Source organism: Pseudobutyrivibrio sp. JW11 (assembly GCF_900115355.1).
GTDB classification, from domain to species: Bacteria; Bacillota; Clostridia; order Lachnospirales; family Lachnospiraceae; genus Pseudobutyrivibrio; species Pseudobutyrivibrio ruminis.
The window spans coordinates 58,746-81,518 of record NZ_FOWB01000011.1 but is presented as its reverse complement, the minus strand read 5'-3'; the positions used below and the strand labels follow the sequence as shown (position 1 = coordinate 81,518).

The window sequence follows — 22,773 nt, the reverse complement described above, 5'->3', positions numbered from 1 at the left end:
TCTATGGTTGATGAATTGCCTGCTCCAAAGAAAAAGAAATAAGCAAATCGGCAGTTTATATGGGAGAACATATGGAAATAGTATATAAAAAGCTTACTGCAACAGAACTTGAAACATTTATAAAAATGCGTATAAATCAGTTACGAGAAGAGGGCGCAAAAGAAGATATCGACCTAGAGCCTTCATTGAGGGATTATTACAGTAGGCATATGAATGATGGAACTTTTGTATCATGGCTGGCGCTAGATGGAGATAGAATCATTGGAACCAGTGGGATGTCATTTGTAGAAAAACCACCATATTTTGGATGCCCATCAGGAAGAATTGGATTATTGTCGAGTATGTATACAAATCCAGATTACAGAAGGCAAGGAATAGCAAAAGAGCTTCTTGATAGAGTTGTAAATGAAGCCAGAGAATATGGTTGTGGCACAGTGCAAATTACTGCTTCTGATATGGGAGTGAAGCTATATACAGCATACGGATTCGTACATAACAATAATTTTATGCAGTATAAATTATAAAAAGGCAGGGTCTTCAATGAGTAAAGTAAGTAAACAATTTCTAATTTATACATTTATTATAATGGGAATATGTTGGGGAACTTGCATGATATGTAGTTTAAATGGTCTTTCATTACAGAATGACTACTTTTTATATATCCCATACATGCTAGGTGGATGGTCACCAACAATTGCTTCATACATTGTCTTAAAGAAAAATGGTAGAGTAGAAAATTTTAAGGATTGGTTGAAAAATGTGTTTGATTTCAAACATGGGTTAAAAGCATATTTGCTTGTGATACTTTTGGCTGTTGTATACGTATTTCCTCAGTGTATAGTCTCCGGTTATGAGAAAGGTGAGCCTATATACATAATGATTCTAGCCATACCTTTAATGCTGCTTGGTGGAGGTCTTGAAGAAGCAGGATGGCGCTACATTCTTCAACCTGAACTAGAAGAGAAATGTCCTTATGTTTTATCAACTATCATTGTGACCATAATATGGTGGTTATGGCATTTTCCATTGTTCCATATAGATGGTGTGGGGCAGCAAGGGCATAGCTATATTGCCTTTGGATTAGGCGTGCTTGGAATGGCTTTTGCATTAGCGTGTATTAGGAAATGCACAAATAGCGTTTGGTTATGTGTACTTTTGCATTGTATCGTTAATGCTTCTGGGGCAAGTTTTAAAATCAATGATACTGTTATAGGCAATGCTGTTATGTCAGGGATTATGATTGTAATCACACTGGCTATTGTTTATTTAAATGATAAAAAACTTATTCGTTAAATCGAAATTTATAGGAGGCTTGAAGTGGGTTATACAGACAACAAGGTAAAGGTTACAGTAGTAGAAAGTCATTGTCCAAAGTACAAAGTTGGAGATGTTATTCGTTTTATAGGCAGTGACCTTGATAAAGATAACAGTGATAATGTTTGCATGGTTGCAATGCAGGCGATATATCCTTTCATTTATGCTTTTAGAAGAGGCGGTAATTTAAAAAATGGCCCTTATCAATGTATTGATTGCGGAGAGACTGTAGTATTTAATATTGAAATTGAATCATAAAATCGGGATTTAGAATGGAATTTATGGAACGAGTATTGTTAAGAGAACTGGGGTTTAAAACCAGGAACGAGGCGCTTGCTTTTCTTAAGAGACTCTGGCGGCAAGAAAAAGCAGCTTGTCCTATATGTGGCAACGAGATGGAGCAACTGCATAAGAAAGCAAAGAAAAGCGATTGCGATTGGCAATGTAAGAATTGCAATAAGACATATAAAACAATGTATTTGCTTGATGAAATCAATGAGCAGATGCCGGAGTGATAAATTCAAATTTATAGAGGAGAATCTTCAGTTATTAAAAATCTGTTTACTGAGTATTCCAAAATAAAAAGAGCGGAGGAAGAATTGTTATGAATTGTCCTAATTGTGGTAAAGAAATGAGACCGGGAATTGTCAGGGCAAATCCGCTACGAGATAATAAAGTTTTTTGGTATCCTGAGAATTATAAAATAAAATCGATTATTAATGAGGAACCAGTAGCTCTTTCTTTACAGGCGGAAGGTTACTATTGTGATGAGTGTATGACTGCGTTTGCAAGTTTTCAGAAAAAAGAATACGGAAATTTTGAACGTTTATTTTACAAGATATTTGATAAGGAGTATTAGAGTTAATAATAAAGACAACTTAGAAATCTAGACATTTATAGCATTATATTAAATAAATATCCTACATATTTGTTAAAAATGTCCATTAATAATTAGGATATTAGTCTCGATATCTAAGTGTAAGAATTTTTACTAGGCTAGGGAAGCGCTTATTTCAACGGAATGAAGTTGAGATAGGTGCTTTTTTTAGTTATCTACAACCCGCTCGGACCTTTCTGGAGAGCGGAGCAGCTTTGACTGACAGATGAGCTGCAGAAAGGAGTTTTATGGCAGAATATTTAGCAGAAAGCAATTATCTATTTCAGAGTAGCATTTCAAGTAGTTATCTTTATTTTTCTAATTTTGCAAATAAAGATACAAGCTTCGGAAATGCTTTGAAAACAACGTCAGATGAACAATTGAATACCCAGGAACTAACAGATGGGAGGAAAAATAAGGGAAATAGCTACACTCGCATTGTATCTGCAACAGTGATGAATAGTGAGTTGCGAACAACTACAGGTGAAATACTTGGTTCAAAAGATATTTTGGTAATGCTCATGGAGAGCTATAAGAAAATCCATGAGAAGGATGATGAAGATGGCGACTGGCGCAAAATGACAGATGAAGAATGGGAAAAGCTCTTGGCGAGAGTTGATGCTGATATTGATGATATGGTAGAACGCGTCAAAGAGGAAACCGAGGCGGCTAAGGAAGAACGAGCTAAAGCAGAATTAGAAAAAGAAGCAGAGCTGTTATAAATTGCAGGTGATTGCAGCAGTGACACTTAATGTGTCCTGCTGCTATTTTTTTAGCTCAAATAAATACAGGCCATGTTTGGAATTTTGGGGATAATATAGTATGCTTTGTAGTAACCTATGCAACTCAAGCGTATTTTTTGATTTTGGGATGCATGTTTGGTCATTTACTGAGAAAGAATCAATTAATTCTAGTTTATAGGTACAACAAATGATTAAGACAAAGCGTTTATTATTAAGACGAGTAAGAAAAGAGGATTGGAAGGCAATTCAGAGAATATGGAAAGATGAGACCGTTTCTCCATATGCTCAGTATGATAATATAAAAGAACTTGATGATTTATCTGTTACCAATAGAATTGCAAGATGGGGGCGCGAAGCAGAATATTATAATCACATTTTCTTTGCAGTCTGTTTACAAGACGAAATTATTGGATACATTTCCTGCAATCGATGCGTTGATGCTTATGAAATAGGATATTGTTTTCATTCAAAATATCATGGACAGGGCTATGCAAAGGAAAGTGTTTTAGGTGTAATTGCTTATCTGCTTATAAAGATTCAGATGGAAAAGATATTTATTTTGATGGTGGAATATTTGAATTACAGCTTGGATGGAAGGGGTAAATGTATGAAAATTGAACATGTAGCAATGTACGTTAACGATATGGAGAAGGCCAGAGATTTCTTTGTTAAATATCTTGATGGAAAATCTAATGATGGCTATCACAATGTAAAAACGGATTTCCGCTCTTACTTCATTTCTTTCGATGATGGGGCAAGATTGGAAATAATGAACAAACCGGATATGGCCGATGACGAGAAAGCCTTGAATCGTACAGGACTTATCCATATAGCTTTCTCTGTGGGAAGCAAAGAACGAGTAGATGAACTGACACATAGTCTTAGTGCTGATGGATTTGAGGTTGTAAGCGGACCAAGAACAACTGGAGATGGCTATTATGAAAGCTGCATTATTGCTATAGAAGGAAATCAGATAGAAATAACGATTTAATCCCATTTTATAAAAATAAAAAAAGGATATCCTTTTTTTGCGTGTAATATGTTTTTTAGAGGTGTCGTTTTATGCAAAAAAAGGGGGACAAAATGGGCACAATTCGAGAGATGATTGAGCAGATGGAGAGGGAAACTCTTAGCCCTTATGCCACACTCAATGAAAATTCACGTGGCCGAGAAAAAGACGAGCCACAGTGTGATATCAGACCTCTGTTTCAGAGGGATAGAGATAGAATTCTTCACAGTAAGGCGTTTCGCCGTTTGAAGAATAAGACACAGGTCTTTCTTACTCCTCAGGGTGATCATTACAGAACAAGATTATCTCATACTCTAGAAGTTTCACAGAATGCCAGAACTATTGCAAAGGCTTTACGTCTCAATGAGGATTTGGTTGAAGCTATTGCATTAGGGCATGATTTAGGACACACACCATTTGGACATGCTGGCGAGGCTCAGCTAAATGCAATGTGTTCTACTGGTTTTGTGCACTCAGAGCAGAGCGTGCGCATTGTTGAAAAGCTTGAAAAAGGCGGTCAGGGACTTAACCTTACTTGGGAAGTCAGAGACGGAATCCGCAATCATCAGACCAGCGGACATCCAGCTACACCAGAAGGCCAAATCGTTCGCCTTTCAGACAAGATTGCATATGTAAACAGCGATATAGATGATGCCATTCGTGCACACATCCTCACAGAAGAAAGTATTCCAATGGAGATTCGCAAGACTCTCGGTATGACTTCAGCAGTCAGATTGGATACTCTTATTCACGACGTTATTATCGAAAGCACTGACAGTCCTGTTATAAAGATGTCTCCTGAAATCGAGCAGGCTATGGCAGAGCTTCGCAAATTCATGTTTGCAAATGTTTACAAGGATTCTGTGGCAAAGACAGAAGAGGTTAAGGCAAAGCGAATGATTCGTGAGTTGTATGAGTATTACACAGAACATTTCGAAGAATTGCCTACTCGCTATCGCGCCATGGAGGATGAGGGCGAAAGCCAGGAAAGAATTATTTGCGATTACATCTCTGGAATGACCGATCAGTATTGCATTACAAAGTTTAATGAATACTTCATGCCAAAAGCATGGGTCGTTGACGGATTCTAATATTATATTTTAGGGAGAATACATGCCTTATTATTCAGATGAAATCGTCGAGGAAGTCAGAACTAGAACTGACATAGTCGATGTTATTTCTCAATATGTTAACCTTCAAAAAAAGGGCAGCCAGTATTTTGGACTTTGTCCCTTTCATAATGAAAAAACAGGCTCATTCTCGGTAAGCCCACAAAAGCAGATGTATTACTGCTTTGGATGTGGAGCCGGAGGAAATGTTTTCAGCTTCCTTATGAACTACGAAAATATGACCTTCAAAGAAGCTATCGAAGAACTTGCTCCTAAGTGTGGCGTCACCCTCCCACAGAGGGAAATGACCTATCAGGAGAGGCAGAGAGCGGATAGACGCAGTCGTTTATTTGAAATAAATAAAGAGGCTGCAGGATATTACTACAAGATGCTTCGCTCCAAAGAAGGCGAGCAGGCCATGGCCTACTTCACCAAGAGAGAGCTTACAGCTGATACACTTCACAAATTCGGTTTGGGATGTACCAGCAAGTATTCAGATTCCCTTTATAAATACCTTAGAGGTAAGGGATACGAGGATGAGATTTTAAAGGATTGTGGTCTTATAACCATCGATGAAAAACGTGGTGGTCACGATAAATTTTGGAATCGTGCTATGTTTCCTATTTTCGATGCCAACGGCAAGGTTGTTGCCTTTGGTGGAAGAGTTATGGGAGACGGCGAGCCAAAATATCTTAACTCTCCTGAGACAGAGATATTCAATAAGTCCAAGACCTTGTTTGGCTTATACTTTGCCAGAAAAACAAGGCGTCAGCAGTTTATTCTGTGTGAAGGCTATATGGATGTTATATCTTTGCATCAGGCAGGATTCGATAATGCAGTTGCCTCACTTGGTACGGCTCTTACAGAAGGCCATGCCGGCATGCTGAAACGATACGTCAAAGACGTTTATCTCAGCTATGATTCCGATGGGGCAGGTCAGAAGGCTGCACTTCGAGCAATCCCAATTCTCAAAAATGCAGGCATTTCATGTAGGGTCATAAATATGTCACCTTACAAGGATCCTGATGAATTCATTAAAGCCTTAGGAGCAGAGGAATACGAAAAACGTATTCAGAATGCGGAAAATAGCTTTATGTATCAGGTGAGAATGCTTGAAAAGAATTACGATTTGACTGATCCTGAGAAAAAGTCCGACTTCCAAAAAGAAGTTGCAAGAATGATTGTTACAGAGTTTCCAACTCAGCTTGAAAGAGAGAACTACACTGAATCAGTGGCGGCTCGTTTCAACATACCTCGCGAAGCTCTTGGCAAATATATTATCGAGCTTGGACAATCTGGAATTACAGCAAAGAACCAGACACAAAGCCGTGATTCCGAACGCCGAAGTACTCCAAAACCAAAGGATGACGGCATGAAGATGTCCCAGCGCCTGCTTCTTACCTGGCTTGTAGAAGATACAAGCATATATGGAAAGATACAGGAGTATGTTACACCGGATGATTTCGAGGAAGGTGTATACAAACAGGTAGCAACAGAGGTATTCAAATACCTTTCAGATGGAAGCACTGTTGATACCGCTCGAATAGTTGATTTATTTATGGAAGACGAGGACAGGCGAGTAGTAGCCGCTCTCTTCAATACAACTGTTGGAGAACTTACAGACAATACGGATCTTAGCAAAGCACTAAAAGAAACTTTGCTTAGAATAAAAAAACATTCACTGGAGCTTGCACAGAAAAATGGAGCAGATTTAAAGAGCTTGGTGGAAGGAAAGAAGAAGCTACAACGACTTGAGCGTTTAGAATTCTCACTATAGAAAGGAATAAAAATGGCAAAAAAGAAAGTTGAAGAACTAATCGAAAACCAGGATTTAGAAGCAGCTGCAGATGCATTTTTAGCAGAAGCAGACGAAGCTGAAGCAGAAGAGTCAGAGTCTGATGACAAGGATGTAAACTTTGCAGACTTAGAAGAGATTTCTGCAGAGGATCTTGAATTTAACGAGCATGATTTCGACAACATTGACGAGACAGCTGATGATGAGGACGTTGATGAGTTCCTTGCATCTGTAGGAGCAAAGACATCAGTTGATAGAGATGATGACGATGATGACGACGATGATGATCTTGATTCATTCGGAAGCGATGAATTAGATTCAAAGGTTACTGAGCTTGTAAAGATTGCAAAGTCTCAGAAGAGCATTATCGAGGACTATGAAATTTCAGAGTTCTTAAAGGATTACAAAATCGATGCAAAGCAGATGGAGCGTATCCTTACATACCTTGATAAGAGAGGTATCGATGTAAACTTCTCTTCAGGTCCATCTGATGCACTTCTTCTTGCTAGTGATGATGAGGATATCGAAGATATCGATATGTCTGTTCCTGATTCAGTAAGCATCGAAGATCCAGTTCGTATGTACCTTAAGGAAATCGGTAAGGTACCACTTCTTTCTGCAGAGGAAGAGGTTGAGCTTGCTCAGAGAATGGAAGATGGAGATCAGGAAGCAAAGAACAAGCTTGCTGAGGCAAACCTTCGTCTTGTTGTTTCTATTGCAAAGCGTTACGTAGGTCGTGGAATGCTTTTCCTTGATCTTATTCAGGAAGGTAACCTTGGTCTTATGAAGGCTGTTGAAAAGTTCGATTATCACAAGGGTTACAAGTTCTCTACTTATGCTACATGGTGGATTAGACAGGCTATCACTCGTGCTATTGCAGACCAGGCTCGTACAATCCGTATCCCTGTACATATGGTTGAAACAATCAACAAACTCATCAGAGTTTCTAGACAGTTACTTCAGGAGTACGGCCGCGAACCAACTCCAGAGGAAATTGCAGCAGCAATGGGCATTACAGTAGATAGAGTACACGAAATCTTAAAGATTTCTCAGGAGCCAGTTTCACTTGAGACTCCTATCGGTGAGGAGGAAGATAGCCACCTTGGTGATTTCCTTCCAGATGAAAATGTTCCAGTACCTGCTGAGGCTGCAACATTCACCCTTTTAAAGGAACAGCTTCACGAAGTTCTTGATACACTTACAGAGCGTGAGCAGAGAGTTCTTATCCTAAGATTTGGTCTTGAGGATGGAAAGGCTCGCACACTTGAGGAAGTAGGTAAGGAATTCAACGTTACTCGTGAGCGTATTAGACAGATTGAGGCAAAGGCCCTTAGAAAGCTTCGTCACCCAAGCCGAAGCAGAAAGCTTAAGGACTACCTTGATCAGTAAAATCATGATTTAATTACAAGGTTTATACATAAATAAATGATAAAATTATCTCCAAGATTACAAATTATATATGACATGGTGCCTAAGTGTGGAACTGTTGTTGATGTGGGCTGTGACCATGGCTATCTTACAATTTCTCTTTTAGAGAATCATATCGTAAACAAAGCAATAGCTATGGACGTTAATAAAGGGCCACTTGAATCAGCGAAGGTTAATGTTGGGCAGGCTAATCTTTTAGACCAGGTCTCCTTCAGATTGTCAGATGGATTGGCCAAGCTTGATGAGGCCGAGGCAGATGTCATATGTATTTGTGGTATGGGTGGTGCTTTAATAAAGAGGATTTTGGATGCTAGGCTCATGGTTGCAAAAAGTGCCAAGGCACTTATTTTGGAACCGCAGTCGGAATACAAGGCTCTTCGTGAGTATCTTGTGGATAACGGCTTTCAATTTCTCGACGAAAGTTTATGTACAGAAGAAGGTAAGATTTATCCAATAATGAAAGTTACATTTTCTGATGAGAACACTGAGCTTTCAGAGGCTGAGCTTGAATATGGACCAATCATTATTGAAAAGTCTCCAGATTTATTACAGTCTCTTTTAGAAAAGAATAAAAGGGAGTATACATCAATCCTCAATAAGCTTGAATCACTTCAAGGCGAAGAAGTCACTGACCCAATACAACATAGAAAAGCGATACTGCTAAATGAGCTTGAGCTTATCAAGCAAGTAGAGCTGAAACGGAGGAAGAGTCATGGCTAAAGTAATTATTAACGGTAAGGAAGAGACTTACGAAGACGGTACAAAGTTATTAGACATTGCAGAAGCTCATCAGGCTGATTATAAGGACGATATTGTCCTTGCTAAGTACAAAGGCAGTCTTACCGAGCTACACATGGCTGTATCTGGTGTCGCAGAGCTAGAATTCTTAACTACAGCAGATAAGGACGGCCGTAGAGCATACCGTAGAAGTGTAGTATTTTTACTTCAGCGCGCTCTTATGGATGTATATCCATTGCCAGCAAATCCATACCTTAGGGTGGAGCATTCCCTGGGACAGGGAGATTTCTGCACTATCGATGGTGTTGGCGAAATTACAGAGGAAAAGCTTGAAGAGCTTAAAAAAGTTATGCTGGATTTAGTTCAGCAGGATATTCCTCTTAAGAAATATTCAATTAAAACTAGCCAGGCAAAGGAATTGTTCCATAGCTTCAATATGAAGGATAAGGAGCAGCTGCTTAAATATCGTACAAGTTCCAATATAAATGTGTATGATTTGGATGGATGTATTGATTATTTCTACGGATACATGGTACCATCTACCAAGTATCTGCAGTATTTTGATTTGATGAAATTTGAGCATGGCTTTATGTTATTATTCCCTAATGCTAACAAGCTTAAGGGAGACTCAAGGACAGTTGCAGAGTTTACTAGTCCAATAAAGCTATTTTCAGTTCAGCAGGCATCATCTGAGTTTGGACGAACAATGGGAGTTCCTACTGTTGGTGCATTAAATGATGCTATAGCAAGTGGCAGAATAAAAGACATTGTCTTATCTCAAGAGGCAATTATGGAGCGTAATATTGGCGAGCTTGCTCGTACAATTGCTTCAAACAAGGATGTTAAGTTTGTTATGATGGCTGGTCCTTCATCATCAGGAAAGACCACATTTTCACACAAGCTTTCTGCTCAGCTTAGAGCTTTAGGCTGCGTGCCTCATCCAGTACCACTTGATGATTTCTATTTAAACCGTGATCAAATGCCTATAGATGAATATGGAGAAAAGGATTTTGAGTCTATCGAAGGCCTTGATATCCCATATTTTAACGAGTGCATGGTTAAGCTTTTGAAGGGCGAAAGAGTTCTTCTTCCAAATTTTAATTTCAAAATTGGAAAAAGAGAGTATAATGATCACTATATGCAGTTAGGAAAAAATGATATACTTGTTATCGAAGGAATTCATGGACTTAACGATCGAATGAGTGCATCACTTCCTGCTGAAAGCAAATACAAGATTTATCTTTCTGCATTAACTCAGCTTTCTATTGATGAACACAATCCACTTTCTACTGCTGATGGTAGATTGATTCGCAGAATTGTGCGAGATTCAAGAACGAGAGCTACATCTGCTGCAGAGACCATAGCAATGTGGGATTCTGTTCGAAGAGGAGAGGAAAAATACATTTTCCCATTCCAGGAGCAGGCTGATCATGTTTTCAATACAGCTTTAATATACGAGATGGCAGTGCTTAAGCTATATGTTGATCCACAGCTATACGCAATTCCGGCAGACCATCCAATGTATCCAGAGGCAAAGCGCCTCATAAAGCTTTTAGATTATTTCCTTCCAATGGCACCAGATGTTATTCCTAATAATTCACTGGTTCGCGAGTTTATTGGAGGAAGTTGTATTCTTTAATAATGTTTATAAAGGGCTAGATGAGTAGTCGCTGTTCTATTGTAATGATAGGAGAGAGGAAAGTCCGGGCTTCACAGGGCAAGGATGCCAGCTAACGGCTGGTGGAGGTAACTCCAAGGATAGTGCAACAGAAATAAACCGCCCATATTATTATGGGTAAGGGTGGAAAGGCGGTGTAAGAGACCACCGTTTCGTTGGTAACAACGAAAGCCATGTAAACCCCATCCGAAGCAAGTTCTAAAAAGTGCGTACGCGGCCCGCCAGCACTAGGTTGAACGCTTGAGGTTATTGGCGACAGTAATCCTAGATAGATGACTACTTTAAAAGACATAACCCGGCTCACAGTCTAACCCTTTTCTTTTTTTCTTATAATTTGTCAGAATGTTGTCATTTTTTACAAATTCCATCTTACAATTTTAAATATTCGTGGGAATAATTCACGAATGTGAATTTTTTGTGTCTAGACAAGGCAAATCGTGCTATAATAAACCTATCGAAACTATATCTTAGGGGAATAGGAGTTATGGAGGTACTTGTTGTAATGGTTTAGAAGGATGGTGTAAAATGGAATATCAGGTAGGCGATTATTTAGTTCATGAGGGCAGTGGTGTTTGTCAGATTGAAGATATTGATGACATGGAACTTATGGGCAAAGGTTCTCGCAAAACTTATTACTGCATGTCGCCTGTATTTAAGGCAGGGGCAAAGGTATTTACTCCAATTAGTGGCTCAACAGTTAGGTTACGTCCAGTAGCAAAGCAGGAGACTTTTACTAGAATTCTTGAAAACATTGACAACATTGAGTGCATTGAGGAGCCAAACGAAAGAGCTCTTCAGGAAAAATTTAAAGAAGTGATGGGTGAGTTTACACCAGAGTCTTTGGCTCAGGTTGTAAAGACAGTACTTATCAGAAAGTGGCAGAGAATTGCTGCTGGCAAAAAGGTAATGGCCCTTGATGAAAAGACACTTTCAGTCGCAGGTCGCAAGCTTTACGAGGAAATGGCTTTTTCGATGGGCAAGGATATTACATTTGCTCAGAATCTTTTTGAGGAAGCTGTCAAAACACACACCGCAAATTCTGTATTAATAGGTGCATAATATATGATAGCTTACAAAGCAATTACAGAACATATTAAAAATAATAATGGTCTTGTTACAGCTCTTAATGTGCTGGACAAGGCCATTACTTATATTACAGTCTTGCTGTATGCAGGATATCTTGTTTACGGGGCGTTCTTTGAACCTTCAGGAGATTACAATATTTTGTATAGAAGTATTCTAATTCCTGGGGTTTCTTTTGTTATCGTTTCTCTCTTTAGAAAAATCATTAGTGCCCCAAGACCATACGAAGTATATGATTTTGTCCCAGCTTTAAATAAAGATACAAAGGGAAAGAGCTTTCCAAGTAGACATGTATTCTCTATTTTCATGGTAGCTTTTACAATCATGCAGTCATCGGTGGCATTAGCAGTGTTTGTGATTATCCTTGGATTAGCGCTTGCAGTAATAAGAGTTATTGGCGGTGTGCATTTCATTAAGGATGTAATTGCAGGTTTTGCGATTGCTCTCATAATTGCAGTTAGTTGTTATGGTATTTTATGTGGCGTTTTTGGCCTCATTATGCTACCATTTTAATTAGGATTATATTGTAGGAGCAATTATATTATATGAAAAAAAGTGCAAAGAAAGCCTTAGCTGTGCTATTTAGCGTTCTTGGCACAGTCCTCGGCTTATATATTGGAGGCTATTGGCTATTTGTTCGGCCAGTTTATTGGCTAGTTACAGGTTTTACTGGTGGTACCCTTACAGCCGGCAATTTAATAATAAACGTTATCAAGATATTTATTGCATCCACCATTGGAGGAGGTATTTGGTGTGTATGTGATATTATTGCAGGGCATTTTAGGGACGATCCTAGAGATGATTGATTTTTGGGGATTATTGCAGCGCTAGCTGTTGATAATAAATCATGAAACTTAAATGATTGGGGGTAAAATGTAATGACTGGAAACGTAATTGTGGGACAATCAGGCGGACCGACCGCCGCAATCAACTCTTCATTAGCAGGAGTGTTCAGAACAGCAAAAGACCGTGGTGCTGGCAAAGTATACGGCATGCTCCACGGAATCAAAGGTTTGATGGAAGAGGATTATATCGATCTTTCTGATTTCATCAAAAACGACTTGGATGTTGAGCTTTTAAAGCGAACTCCAGCTGCGTATCTTGGTTCATGTCGCTTCAAACTTCCTGAAATTCACAAAGACATGGCAACCTACGAAAAAATATTTTCAATTCTTAACAAGCTCGAAATTGAGGCGTTAATTTACATTGGTGGTAATGATTCTATGGATACCATCAAGAAGCTCTCTGATTACGCCATTCTTACAGGTTCCGAAATTAGATTTATAGGATGTCCTAAGACTATCGATAATGATTTAGCACTTACTGACCATACACCTGGATTTGGTAGTGCTGCTAAATATATTGGTACATCAGTTAAAGAGATTATCCGCGATGGCCACTGCCTTGAATATGACAAGGGTCTTGTTACAATTGTGGAAATCATGGGACGTAATGCTGGTTGGCTTACAGGCGCATCTATTCTTGCAAAAGGAGAGGATTGCGAGGGACCAGATTTAATTTATTTACCAGAAGTACCTTTTGACCTTAATAAGTTTAAGGAAAGAGTTGTAAAACTTCTTAAAACACAGTCATCAGTAGTTGTATGTATTTCAGAAGGTATTCATACAAAAGAAGGAAAATATGTATGTGAGCTAGGTGATAATGTTGAATTCGTAGATGCATTTAATCACAAACAGCTTACAGGAACAGCTGCTTATCTTTGCAATTTTATTGGAAGGGAGCTTGGCTGCAAGACTAGAGCTATTGAGCTTTCTACACTTCAGAGAGCTGGCTCACATTTAGCTTCACGCGTAGATATTCTTGAAGCATATCAGGTTGGTGGTGCTGCCGTTCTTGCTGCAGATGAGGGGGACACAGGCAAGATGGTTACACTTACACGTCATTCAGATGATCCTTATCAGTGTGGTACAGAGGTTAAGGATGTTCACAAGATTGCTAATGACGAAAAGCTTGTACCTAGAAATTGGATTACACATGATGGCACATATGTAACAGAAGCCTTTATTACATATGTTAGACCACTGATACAAGGGGATGTATCACCTATCATGGTAGATGGTATTCCAAGACATATTTACAGACCGGTTAAAAAATAGTTAATGAGGGGTATGGAGGAGAAAAATGCAGGTATTTCATGGAACAATAATCACTTGTGATGAAAACAATACAATTGCTAATTACTTGGTTGAAAGGGAAGGACGTATTGCTTATATTGGCAACACATTACCAACTCAGTATGAGGTGGTTCCTCCTATCGAGTTAGGCAAAAATGTTGCTTTGCCTGCATTTGTGGATACCCATACACATTATTCCGGCTTTTCTGTATTGCATAAGATGTTTCCAATAAATGATACTGATTCCAATGCAAAGATATTGGAGCAGTTGGAGAAATATGCAAAAGAATCAAGAGAGAGTATAATCGTAGGCTTTGGTGCAACAGAGTTTTCTGTTTCAGAAGGATATTTGATTCTTAGAGAACAGATGGATACGGCTTGTCCTGAAAAGGCCGCATTTATCATAAAACATGATGCCCATTCAGGTGTTGCTAATAGTCTTTTTATTGAGGCTGTTAAGTCTAGGGCAGAAAATCTTAGAGGATTCAATCCTGTTACAGGAGAATTGAAACAGGAAGCTTTTGCTGCCGCCTGCGAATTTGTAACTCATGGCCTATCTACCAAAAAAGTCATTGATTCTATGATGGAGACAGCAGATTTCCTTGCAAGCAGAGGCGTTGGATTGATTTGCTCAGCTAGTGGATTAGGATTTATTCGCGACTATGATTTTGATATGGAGCGTTCAGTAGCAAAGGGCCTTGATAATGGTATGCAATTGCGCGTTGCACATCAGTGTTCAAATGTGGATAAGATTACTAAAAAAGATGTGAATCGTGTAGTATTTGCAGATTTGGATGGTACTTTCGCTAATCTAGATGCAGCCTTAATGGATGACTATGCTACTGTAAAAAATAAAGGCGTTTCATATTATGACGATGTGGATGTTCAAAAATTCTGTATTAATGCCAACAGAGCAGGCTACCAAATAGCTTTACATGCAGTTGGTGATGCTGCCTTTGAACAGGCGGTAAATGCCATTGCATTGGCACTGGAGGATTATCCACGATACGACCACAGACACATCATTTTACATGGTTCACTTCCAACAGAGCGCGCCTTAAAGACCTGCAAGAGATACAACATTATGATTTCAGCTAGGCCTTCTATGTTGTCGCATATCTCTGGAGTTGATGAATTTGTTAAAGAGATGCTGTCGGATGAGAGATTTTCAAGAATTAATCCGCTTAAGACAATCAATGACTTGGGAATAAAGGTGTGCTTCAATTCAGACGCACCAGCATCTGATCCAAATCCAATTATGTGGATTCATGATGCTTGTAACAACAGAAATCCAGAAGAGTCTGTGTCTGTTTTTGATGCCCTTAGAATGGCTACATATAATGGAGCCTACTCTTTATTTGACGAGAAAGAGAGAGGGTCATTGGAGATGGGCAAAAGCTGTGATATAGTTATTCTTGATTCAAATCCATACGAGGTTCCAGTGGAAGAATTAAAGAATATTAGTGTTGCAGAATTATATTTGAAGGGAAAGCCATACCAGAGATCTAGAATGGGATCTATGGCAACCATGCTACGTGGTATGTTCCCTCAATAATCACTAGGAGTAATAATGTCATTATCATTAATAATTGGTAACTCGGGTAGTGGTAAATCCACTACCCTTTATAAAAGAATAATAAAAGAAGCTATGGCAAATAAAGACAAGAATTTTCTTGTTATAGTTCCAGAGCAGTACACTATGTCCACCCAAAGACTTCTTGTTTCTATGCACCCTAACAAGTGCATTATGAACATCGATGTTTTATCCTTTAATCGATTGGCATACAGAGTGTTTGAAGAGCTTGGGGCTGGCGTAAACGCTGTTTTGGATGATACAGGAAAATCTCTTGTAATTCGCAAGCTGATAAACTCAAATATCAATGACATAAAGACTTTAAGGAATAATATAACAAGAATCAGCTATATTACTCAGGTAAAGTCTTTGATTTCAGAGCTTACTCAGTACAATATCACTCCAGATAAGCTTAAGGAGATGATTGATACACCTGCAATGTCAGAAAGCTTCAAAAGAAAAGCCTCGGATTTGTTAGTATTGTACGAGGCTTTTTTAGATTTTATAAATGGTAAATACGTTACCACTGAGTCTATTTTATCTACGTTAAATGATATGTTGGATAGCTCAGAAATAGTAAACGGTTCAACGGTTGTATTAGATGGATTTACGGGCTTCACCCCAATCCAGTATCAGCTTGTGGAACATATGCTTGCAATATGCGATGAGGTAGCAGTTACAATTACAGCAGACGAAGATACACCTCTTTTAGAAAACCTTGCAGATGATGAGTTGTTTTCAATGTCATCTGAATTTGCAATAAGAATGAACAAAATCGCCAAGAGAGCTGGCGTAACAATAAATAAACCTACCTATATTTCCAGGGAAAATGGCTGGCTTTCAGACAATGAGATACTCAGCCATCTTGAAAAGAATATTTTCAGGGCGAAGCCACAGAAATACGCAGGTAAGGAACAGCCAAACAGTAATATAGTACTAACTAGTCTCAGAAGTCAGCGTGATGAACTACAGTATGTTGCTATAGAAATTAATAAACTAATCCGAGAGGGAATGCATTACAAGGATATTGCCGTTGTTGCACCTAACCTGGAGGAATATAGATATTTAGTTTCGGGGATATGGAACAATTATGATATCCCTCACTTTGTTGATGCCAAAACAGAAATCTTATTCCATCCGATGACAGAAGCAATAGATGCTTTGTTTGATATTTTCGATAATGACTTCAGAAGAGAAGATGTATTTAGATTCTTAAGAACCAATCTTACAGACTTAACATTTGAGGAAATGGATTACCTGGAGAACTATCTTATTTCTACGGGAATCCGTGGCAAGAAAAAGTATTTTCATCCTTTTGCAATTCGTTCTAATTCATATTCCAAGGATGAGGATTTACTTAGGGTAAATGAAATTAGAGAAAAGTTTATTGCCCCTTTCAAGGCATTTGATAATCAAATTTCTAAAAAATGTTCAGTAAGAACAATTGCTACTGCTTTATACGAGATTATTTGCTACTTTGATTTTGAAGGACAAATTAAAACAAGAGAAAAATTATACGAAGATGGCAATCAGCCAGTTAAGGCGAAAGAGTATAGCCAGATTTATCCGGTTATAATGGATATCCTTGATAAGTTGGTGGGAATTCTTGGGGATGAAGAAATGGATTTGGAAGAATTCCATGATATTTTTGAAGCGGGCCTATCGGCAGCCTCAATTGGTGTAATTCCTCCTGCCAATGATAGCGTGATTTTAGGAGATATTGAGCGTACACGTTTGTCAAATATCAAGGTGTTGTTTTGTATAGGAGCATCTGATGATGCTATTCCAAAGAAGGTGGAGAATGGAGGTATCCTTTCTCAGCTAGAAAGAGAACAGCTTCTAGCCCAAGGTTTTGAGCTGGCTCCATCAGATAGGCAAAAGTCCTTTAGACAGCGATTCTATCTATATCTGATGCTTACAAAGCCAAATGAGAAGCTTTATATTACAATGCCAAGAGTAGATTCTGCTGGTAAAGCTGTAAATCCATCTTATCTAATGGATTTATTAAGAAATATGTTCGAAGATTTGTCCTTAAAGGAGATAGAGAGCTTTGACATAGAGGATAGACTGCTATCAAAGAAAAGCTCATTGGAGTACATGATTGAGCTTGTAAATAAAGCTGCTACCTTTGGTTTAGATGCGCTGTCTAATCAGGAGAAAGCTGTATTAGAAGAGCTTTTAAACTGGGCAAAGGAAGATAGTTCAGATGATCTGGAAATTCTCTTAAACGGAGCCTTTTTCCAACATAAGCGAGAAGACTTTTCCGATGATATTATGTTAGCTGTCAATGAGGCTTTAAATGCAGACGAGACCATTAAAGGTTCAGTATCCAGATTTGAGTTATACAATGAATGCAGCTATAAATATTTCCTTACATACATTATGAAGCTTCAGGAGAGAGAGAAGTTTGAATTATCCAGCATCGATATGGGTAACTTTTATCATGAAGCGATTCAAAGATACTCTGATAGCTTAAAGGCAGATAATAAAACCTTTAAGGGAGTAACAGAGGAAGAACGAGAAGCATATATTGAGACAGCTATCTCCCAAACCTTCCAGTCTATGGCAAAGGTTGCAACTCTGGAGGATTCAACTCAAAGATACATAGTAGAATCCATGAAAGCGACTCTAAGACATGTGGTAGAGATAATTACAACACAGGTATCAAGAGGAGAATTTGAGCCTGAGCTTTTCGAGGAAAAGATTCAATCTGAAATAATCAATCCTGTAAGTGGCGAAGTTGTTGCAAACTTAAATGGTAAGGTCGACAGAATCGATATGACAGATGGTGACGACAGAGCGGTAAGAATTATCGATTATAAATCAAGCGGTCATAAGCTTGATTTGGATGAGTGCTATTATGGCCTATCAATGCAGCTGCCTATTTATATGGGAGTTGTTTTAGATAAGCTTAAGGACAAATATCCAAATTCTACTATGCATCCATCAGCTATGCTCTATTATGAAATGGCTAATAAATTCCTGGAGCTTAGCAGTAGTGGAGAAAACTTTAAAGAAAAACAGTTAAAGCTTAGCAGAATGGAAGGTATCCTTTCATCCGAGCCAGAGGATTTGGCTGCAAATGATAGCACAGTTGGAATAGAGGATTGGCAGACAAAAGAATCATCTATTGTTCCATTCGGTGTAAAAAAGGACGGCGAGCTTTTAGCTTCTGCTAATGCAATCAGCCGAGATGATATGAAAACAGTTATAGATTATGCAGCTTTATCGGCAGCAAAGACTGCTGAGGGTATAATCAATGGCCAGTTTGAACCATCGCCTGCAAAGCTTGGAACACAGATAGATGCTTGTAGATACTGTGGTTTTAAAAGTGTTTGTCACTTTGATGAAAACGAGCCAGGATATCAGGCTAGAAATTTGGAAAAGCGAAAAAGTAAGTCTGATGTATTGGAGTTAATGAAGGAAGAATTAGGAGACAAGGATAGTGGCACTAACTAAAGAACAGCTATTAGTGAAGGATACGAGAGGCAAGAACATGCTTGTTAGCGCTGCCGCAGGTAGTGGAAAAACCTTCGTATTAGTTGAACGAATAATATCTGAAATTCTTGATGAAAAAAATGGAATAGATGTGGATGAAATTCTGGTTGTTACATTCACTACTGCAGCTGCTGCGGAAATGAAAGATAGAATCCGACGTGCCATTGATAAAGCCATTGCAAATAATGGTGCGGACGCTAGAATCAGGGCACAGGCCACTCTTATACATAACGCCCATATTAGAACCATAGACAGCTTCTGTAGCTGGGTTGTAAAAAACTATTTCTATGAAATCGATATGGACCCAGCCTTTAGAATAGGAACATCGGGCGAGCTCAAAATGCTTTGCGATGAGGTGTTCAGTGATCTTTTGTCAAAGTATTTGGAAGCGGATGATGAAGATTTTAAACTTTTGGCAGACGCTTATATTTCGGGAAGAAGAACAGACACTCTAAAGGAAATGGTCTTTGCAATACATGATAAAGCTACTAGTTTTGCCTGGGTAGACGAATGGTACGACAATGCGTTAAATCTTTACAATATTGGTAGCGTAGAAGAATTAGAAAATTCCCAGTTGGTAAAACAGATTATCGCATATACGGATTTGTATGTAAGTGGACTAATAGATTCAGTTGCAAAGCTTTTGGATTTATATGATTCCGATTGTGATTCTAAGGATAAACACATCTTCTCAAAGGAATTGGCACAGCTTAGAGGTATAGCCGAGGCTACCACTTTCAAAGACAAATATAGTGCTGTTATGGGTGCTGATTTTTCAGAAAGATTTGGAAGCAAAGGCACATCTTTAAATGAGGATGATTTAGCTAGAGCGAAAGCGCTTAGAGCAAAATACAAAGATGTGGTAGGCAAATTAAAGGAATCATACTATTCATCCAGCTTGGAAGATATGTTTTCTGATTTGATGTATGTGAAAAAACAGGCATCAGCATTAATCAGATTTACAAAAGAATACACGAAAAGCTTAAACAAAATAAAAGCAAAGAAAAATATATACGACTTTAATGATATTGAACACATGGCCCTTGAAATCCTTAGAAATAAGGACTCTAAAGAACATGAAAAAAGATCTGTTGCAGTTGAGCTGTCACAGCATTTCAAAGAGGTCATGGTAGATGAGTATCAGGATTCCAACGAGTTACAGGAACAGATTCTTACTGCTATCAGCAATGGAAGCAATTATTTCACAGTAGGTGATGTTAAGCAGTCTATCTATGCTTTTAGACAAGCTAGCCCACAGTTGTTTATTGATAAGCTTTACACTTATCCAACTGATGATACTGGCAATGATATCCGAATTGATTTGGATAACAACTTTAGAAGTAGATGGCAAGTTCTTGATTTTTGTAATCAGGTATTTGAGCCTCTTATGCAGATGGACGTTGGCGGGGTTGCCTATGATGAGAAGGCGGCTTTAAAGCTTGGAGATAAAAGCTTTCCTGGTGAAGCAAAGGATTATGAATCAGAGATTATAATTGCAACTCAGAATTCTGATTCAATGCAAGAGCTCAATATCGAAAATGGAGATGAGCTTGAGGCACTTGTTGTAGCAAAGCGCATTAAAGAGTTGATGGCATCAGGCTTCCAGGTCAGTGGAAAAAACGATGAGGGACGATATCTTAGAGACATGCGTTTATCAGATGTTGTTATTCTCATGAGAGGTACAAAAGGCCATGCTGACAAATACATTTCCACATTAAAAGATTATGGCATACCAGCATATGTTGCTGAGGAGACTGGATTTTTTGATAGAGAGGAAATTGAGACAGTATTATCAATGCTTACTATTATCGATAATCCTTTTAATGATATTCCCCTTGCGGCAGTACTTCATTCTCAGATGTTTGGTTTTTCTTCTGAAAGACTTGCCCAAATTAGAACAATTAACACTGAGGAATCTTTATATGGATGCCTCCTTGAGTGGGACAAGACAAAGTCCACAAAGGATGTTTCTGAGTTCCTTGATACATTAAACTATTTCAGAGAGCAGGCTATAGATACACCTATACATGAAATAATAGAAAACATCCTGGAATATACCAAATATGGAATGTATTGCAAGGCACTTCCTAACGGCAAGATGGCTTCTGCAAACCTGGATAAACTAGTGGATGAGGCTGTCAATTTTGAGAGTACCAGCTTCAAAGGTTTGTCTCGATTTGTAAGCTATATTGAAAGCCTTAGAACATATGATGAGGATTTAGGACTTGCTAAGACAGTTGGTGAAAATGATGAGGCTGTCAAAATAATGACTATTCACAAAAGTAAGGGTTTGGAATTCCCTGTAGTATTTGTTTGTGGATGTGGCCGTGGATTTAGAAGTGACACAAGCAATTTTTCATATGATGCAACACTTGGTGTGGCATTGAATTATCGAAATCCTGAAACAAGGATTACCTACAAGACACCATTTTTTAATCTGATTCATGCAAAAGCTGCAGCTGAGGAAAGAGGAGAATACTTACGAATTCTCTACGTAGCATTTACTAGAGCTGTTGATAAACTGATTATTACTGGTGCAATAAAACCATCAAAAGATAAAAGCGTTGTTGATAAGTTAGAAGAGTTTAGTGGGGATGGAAGTAAGCTCAGCTTCCCTACTAAGATAGGAGTATCCACAAGTATAGAACTGATTATTCGTGCTTTGAATGCATCTGGAAGAGATTACAACAGACGTATTATAGATTGTCAGGAATTGTTCATTGATCAGGTTGAAAAGGGAATTGTAAAGGAACAGGTAAAGAAAGCCATTGAAAGCATTGTCCAGTCAGGCAGTACTGCGGATAACACTATCGCAAATACGTTATCATTTAAATACAATGGCCTTGCAGATAGCAAATATAAAAGCAAGTATTCTGTTTCTGAAATCAAACATCAGGCAATGGAAAATACGTTCAAGTTCAATGAAGATGCAGCACCTGCATTTATTCAAAATGAAGAGGAAAGCTACATACCTCAGTTCATGCGTACCGTTACGGAAGGAAACGACAAAGAAAGCAAGGTTCCTTCAGGCGCTTTATATGGAACTGCCATGCATAGATTTATGGAATGCTTTGATTTTGCCAGAGACGATTACCAGTCAAGCTTTGATGAGCAACTGAAATATATGGAGGCGACTAAGAGCTTATCAGATGATGAATTTGCAAGAATCAATCATAGAAAGCTTCAGGTATTCTTAAACGACGACTTGTCTGATCGTATGTCAAAGGCAGCTATGAATGGAAAGCTTTACAAAGAAAAGCCTTTTGTTTTTGGAAGCGATGCAAAGGAATTGTTTGATGATGAAGATGTTACAGATGAGATGATTTTAGTACAGGGAATTATTGATGTCTTCTTTGAAGAGGATGATGGAATAATTCTTATGGACTATAAGACTGATAAGGTGGACGAAGACAAGGACTTAGTGCTAAGATATGAAAAGCAATTAAAGCTATACAAAGATGCAATAGAGCATGCTTACGATGTTCCTGTTAAGGAAGTGCTCATTTATTCATTTGCACTTGAAAGGAGTATAAATATATGTACGACAAATTAGTAGTTGAAACATTTTTGGAGAAACAGTTACAGTTGTTTCCTGAAAAGGTAGCTGAGTCTTACGATGAGGCAGTAGAGTTTTTAGAGGACGTATGTGCCACAGTCTGCAAGAATAAAAAAGAGGTACTTGAATATCTTGAAGACGAAATGGATATCACAGGCATGAGTGAAGAGGAAATCTTATCAGCCGAAGAAGTATTTTCTATTTCTGATGGAAGATATCTTGTTGTAGAGGGTTAAT

The 22,773-nt window shown here is 38.4% G+C and carries 20 protein-coding genes, 1 other RNA gene and 1 pseudogene; all 22 read left to right on the top strand.

Annotation, left to right across the window (positions count from 1 at the left end):
- Nucleotides 1-71 precede the first annotated feature (71 nt).
- The 22 genes and pseudogenes from BM102_RS10365 to BM102_RS10265 all read left to right on the top strand — a co-directional run bounded on the left by BM102_RS10365 (nucleotide 72) and on the right by BM102_RS10265 (nucleotide 22,772).
- The gene (locus BM102_RS10365) at nucleotides 72-524 is read left to right on the top strand and encodes a GNAT family N-acetyltransferase (RefSeq protein WP_090481746.1); all 453 of its coding nucleotides are present in this window, start codon (nucleotides 72-74) and stop codon (nucleotides 522-524) included.
- 16 nt (nucleotides 525-540) lie between these two features.
- Nucleotides 541-1,293 carry a CPBP family intramembrane glutamic endopeptidase gene (locus tag BM102_RS10360; protein ID WP_090481743.1) on the top strand — a complete coding sequence of 251 codons (753 nt, stop codon included), beginning with the start codon at nucleotides 541-543 and terminating at the stop codon, nucleotides 1,291-1,293.
- Between the two features lie 24 nt (nucleotides 1,294-1,317).
- Nucleotides 1,318-1,572: a TIGR04076 family protein gene (locus BM102_RS10355; RefSeq protein ID WP_022758760.1), complete on the top strand. Its 255-nt coding sequence runs from the start codon at nucleotides 1,318-1,320 to the stop codon at nucleotides 1,570-1,572.
- Between the two features lie 23 nt (nucleotides 1,573-1,595).
- On the top strand, nucleotides 1,596-1,829 hold the full coding sequence (locus tag BM102_RS10350; protein ID WP_090481788.1) for a hypothetical protein: 234 nt from the start codon (nucleotides 1,596-1,598) through the stop codon (nucleotides 1,827-1,829).
- 89 nt (nucleotides 1,830-1,918) lie between these two features.
- A complete protein-coding gene (locus BM102_RS10345; protein WP_090481737.1) occupies nucleotides 1,919-2,173 on the top strand; it encodes a PF20097 family protein in 255 nt (84 codons plus the stop codon).
- Between the two features lie 266 nt (nucleotides 2,174-2,439).
- Nucleotides 2,440-2,913, top strand: coding sequence for a hypothetical protein (locus BM102_RS10340; RefSeq protein WP_090481735.1), 474 nt, complete (start codon nucleotides 2,440-2,442; stop codon nucleotides 2,911-2,913).
- Nucleotides 2,914-3,121: 208 nt separating this feature from the next.
- A pseudogene (locus tag BM102_RS14675) lies at nucleotides 3,122-3,481 on the top strand (GNAT family N-acetyltransferase); the annotation flags it as partial.
- A gap of 60 nt (nucleotides 3,482-3,541) precedes the next feature.
- The gene (locus BM102_RS14670) at nucleotides 3,542-3,925 is read left to right on the top strand and encodes a VOC family protein (RefSeq protein WP_090394750.1); all 384 of its coding nucleotides are present in this window, start codon (nucleotides 3,542-3,544) and stop codon (nucleotides 3,923-3,925) included.
- A 92-nt stretch (nucleotides 3,926-4,017) separates the two neighbouring features.
- Nucleotides 4,018-5,034, top strand: a complete 1,017-nt coding sequence (locus BM102_RS10330) for a deoxyguanosinetriphosphate triphosphohydrolase (RefSeq protein ID WP_090481729.1) — start codon at nucleotides 4,018-4,020, stop codon at nucleotides 5,032-5,034.
- A gap of 22 nt (nucleotides 5,035-5,056) precedes the next feature.
- Nucleotides 5,057-6,829 carry a DNA primase gene (gene dnaG / locus BM102_RS10325; protein WP_090481726.1) on the top strand — a complete coding sequence of 591 codons (1,773 nt, stop codon included), beginning with the start codon at nucleotides 5,057-5,059 and terminating at the stop codon, nucleotides 6,827-6,829.
- Nucleotides 6,830-6,841: 12 nt separating this feature from the next.
- On the top strand, nucleotides 6,842-8,236 hold the full coding sequence (rpoD, locus tag BM102_RS10320) for an RNA polymerase sigma factor RpoD (RefSeq protein WP_330371752.1): 1,395 nt from the start codon (nucleotides 6,842-6,844) through the stop codon (nucleotides 8,234-8,236).
- A gap of 36 nt (nucleotides 8,237-8,272) precedes the next feature.
- A complete protein-coding gene (locus tag BM102_RS10315; RefSeq protein WP_090481723.1) occupies nucleotides 8,273-8,995 on the top strand; it encodes a tRNA (adenine(22)-N(1))-methyltransferase in 723 nt (240 codons plus the stop codon).
- Nucleotides 8,988-10,652 carry a nucleoside kinase gene (locus BM102_RS10310; protein WP_044938074.1) on the top strand — a complete coding sequence of 555 codons (1,665 nt, stop codon included), beginning with the start codon at nucleotides 8,988-8,990 and terminating at the stop codon, nucleotides 10,650-10,652. The genes BM102_RS10315 and BM102_RS10310 overlap by 8 nt, the downstream gene beginning before the upstream one ends.
- 12 nt (nucleotides 10,653-10,664) lie before the next feature.
- An RNA gene (gene rnpB, locus BM102_RS10305) (RNase P RNA component class A) lies at nucleotides 10,665-11,010 on the top strand.
- A gap of 206 nt (nucleotides 11,011-11,216) precedes the next feature.
- Nucleotides 11,217-11,750 (top strand): CarD family transcriptional regulator, encoded by a 534-nt coding sequence (locus BM102_RS10300; protein WP_044938072.1) that lies wholly within the window; start codon nucleotides 11,217-11,219, stop codon nucleotides 11,748-11,750.
- 3 nt (nucleotides 11,751-11,753) lie between these two features.
- On the top strand, nucleotides 11,754-12,287 hold the full coding sequence (locus tag BM102_RS10295; RefSeq protein ID WP_090481721.1) for a phosphatase PAP2 family protein: 534 nt from the start codon (nucleotides 11,754-11,756) through the stop codon (nucleotides 12,285-12,287).
- Nucleotides 12,288-12,319: 32 nt separating this feature from the next.
- Entirely contained in the window at nucleotides 12,320-12,580 is a 261-nt protein-coding gene (locus BM102_RS10290; protein WP_033154449.1) for a hypothetical protein, read from the top strand.
- A gap of 72 nt (nucleotides 12,581-12,652) precedes the next feature.
- Nucleotides 12,653-13,891, top strand: a complete 1,239-nt coding sequence (locus BM102_RS10285; RefSeq protein WP_044938066.1) for a 6-phosphofructokinase — start codon at nucleotides 12,653-12,655, stop codon at nucleotides 13,889-13,891.
- A 25-nt stretch (nucleotides 13,892-13,916) separates the two neighbouring features.
- The gene (locus BM102_RS10280) at nucleotides 13,917-15,464 is read left to right on the top strand and encodes an amidohydrolase (protein WP_090481718.1); all 1,548 of its coding nucleotides are present in this window, start codon (nucleotides 13,917-13,919) and stop codon (nucleotides 15,462-15,464) included.
- Nucleotides 15,465-15,479: 15 nt separating this feature from the next.
- Nucleotides 15,480-18,941 (top strand): PD-(D/E)XK nuclease family protein, encoded by a 3,462-nt coding sequence (locus BM102_RS10275; RefSeq protein ID WP_090481715.1) that lies wholly within the window; start codon nucleotides 15,480-15,482, stop codon nucleotides 18,939-18,941.
- On the top strand, nucleotides 18,928-22,533 hold the full coding sequence (gene addA, locus BM102_RS10270; protein WP_090481713.1) for a helicase-exonuclease AddAB subunit AddA: 3,606 nt from the start codon (nucleotides 18,928-18,930) through the stop codon (nucleotides 22,531-22,533). Before BM102_RS10275 ends, addA begins: the two co-directional genes overlap by 14 nt.
- On the top strand, nucleotides 22,518-22,772 hold the full coding sequence (locus tag BM102_RS10265; RefSeq protein WP_044938055.1) for a hypothetical protein: 255 nt from the start codon (nucleotides 22,518-22,520) through the stop codon (nucleotides 22,770-22,772). The genes addA and BM102_RS10265 overlap by 16 nt, the downstream gene beginning before the upstream one ends.
- Nucleotide 22,773: the final 1 nt, after the last annotated feature.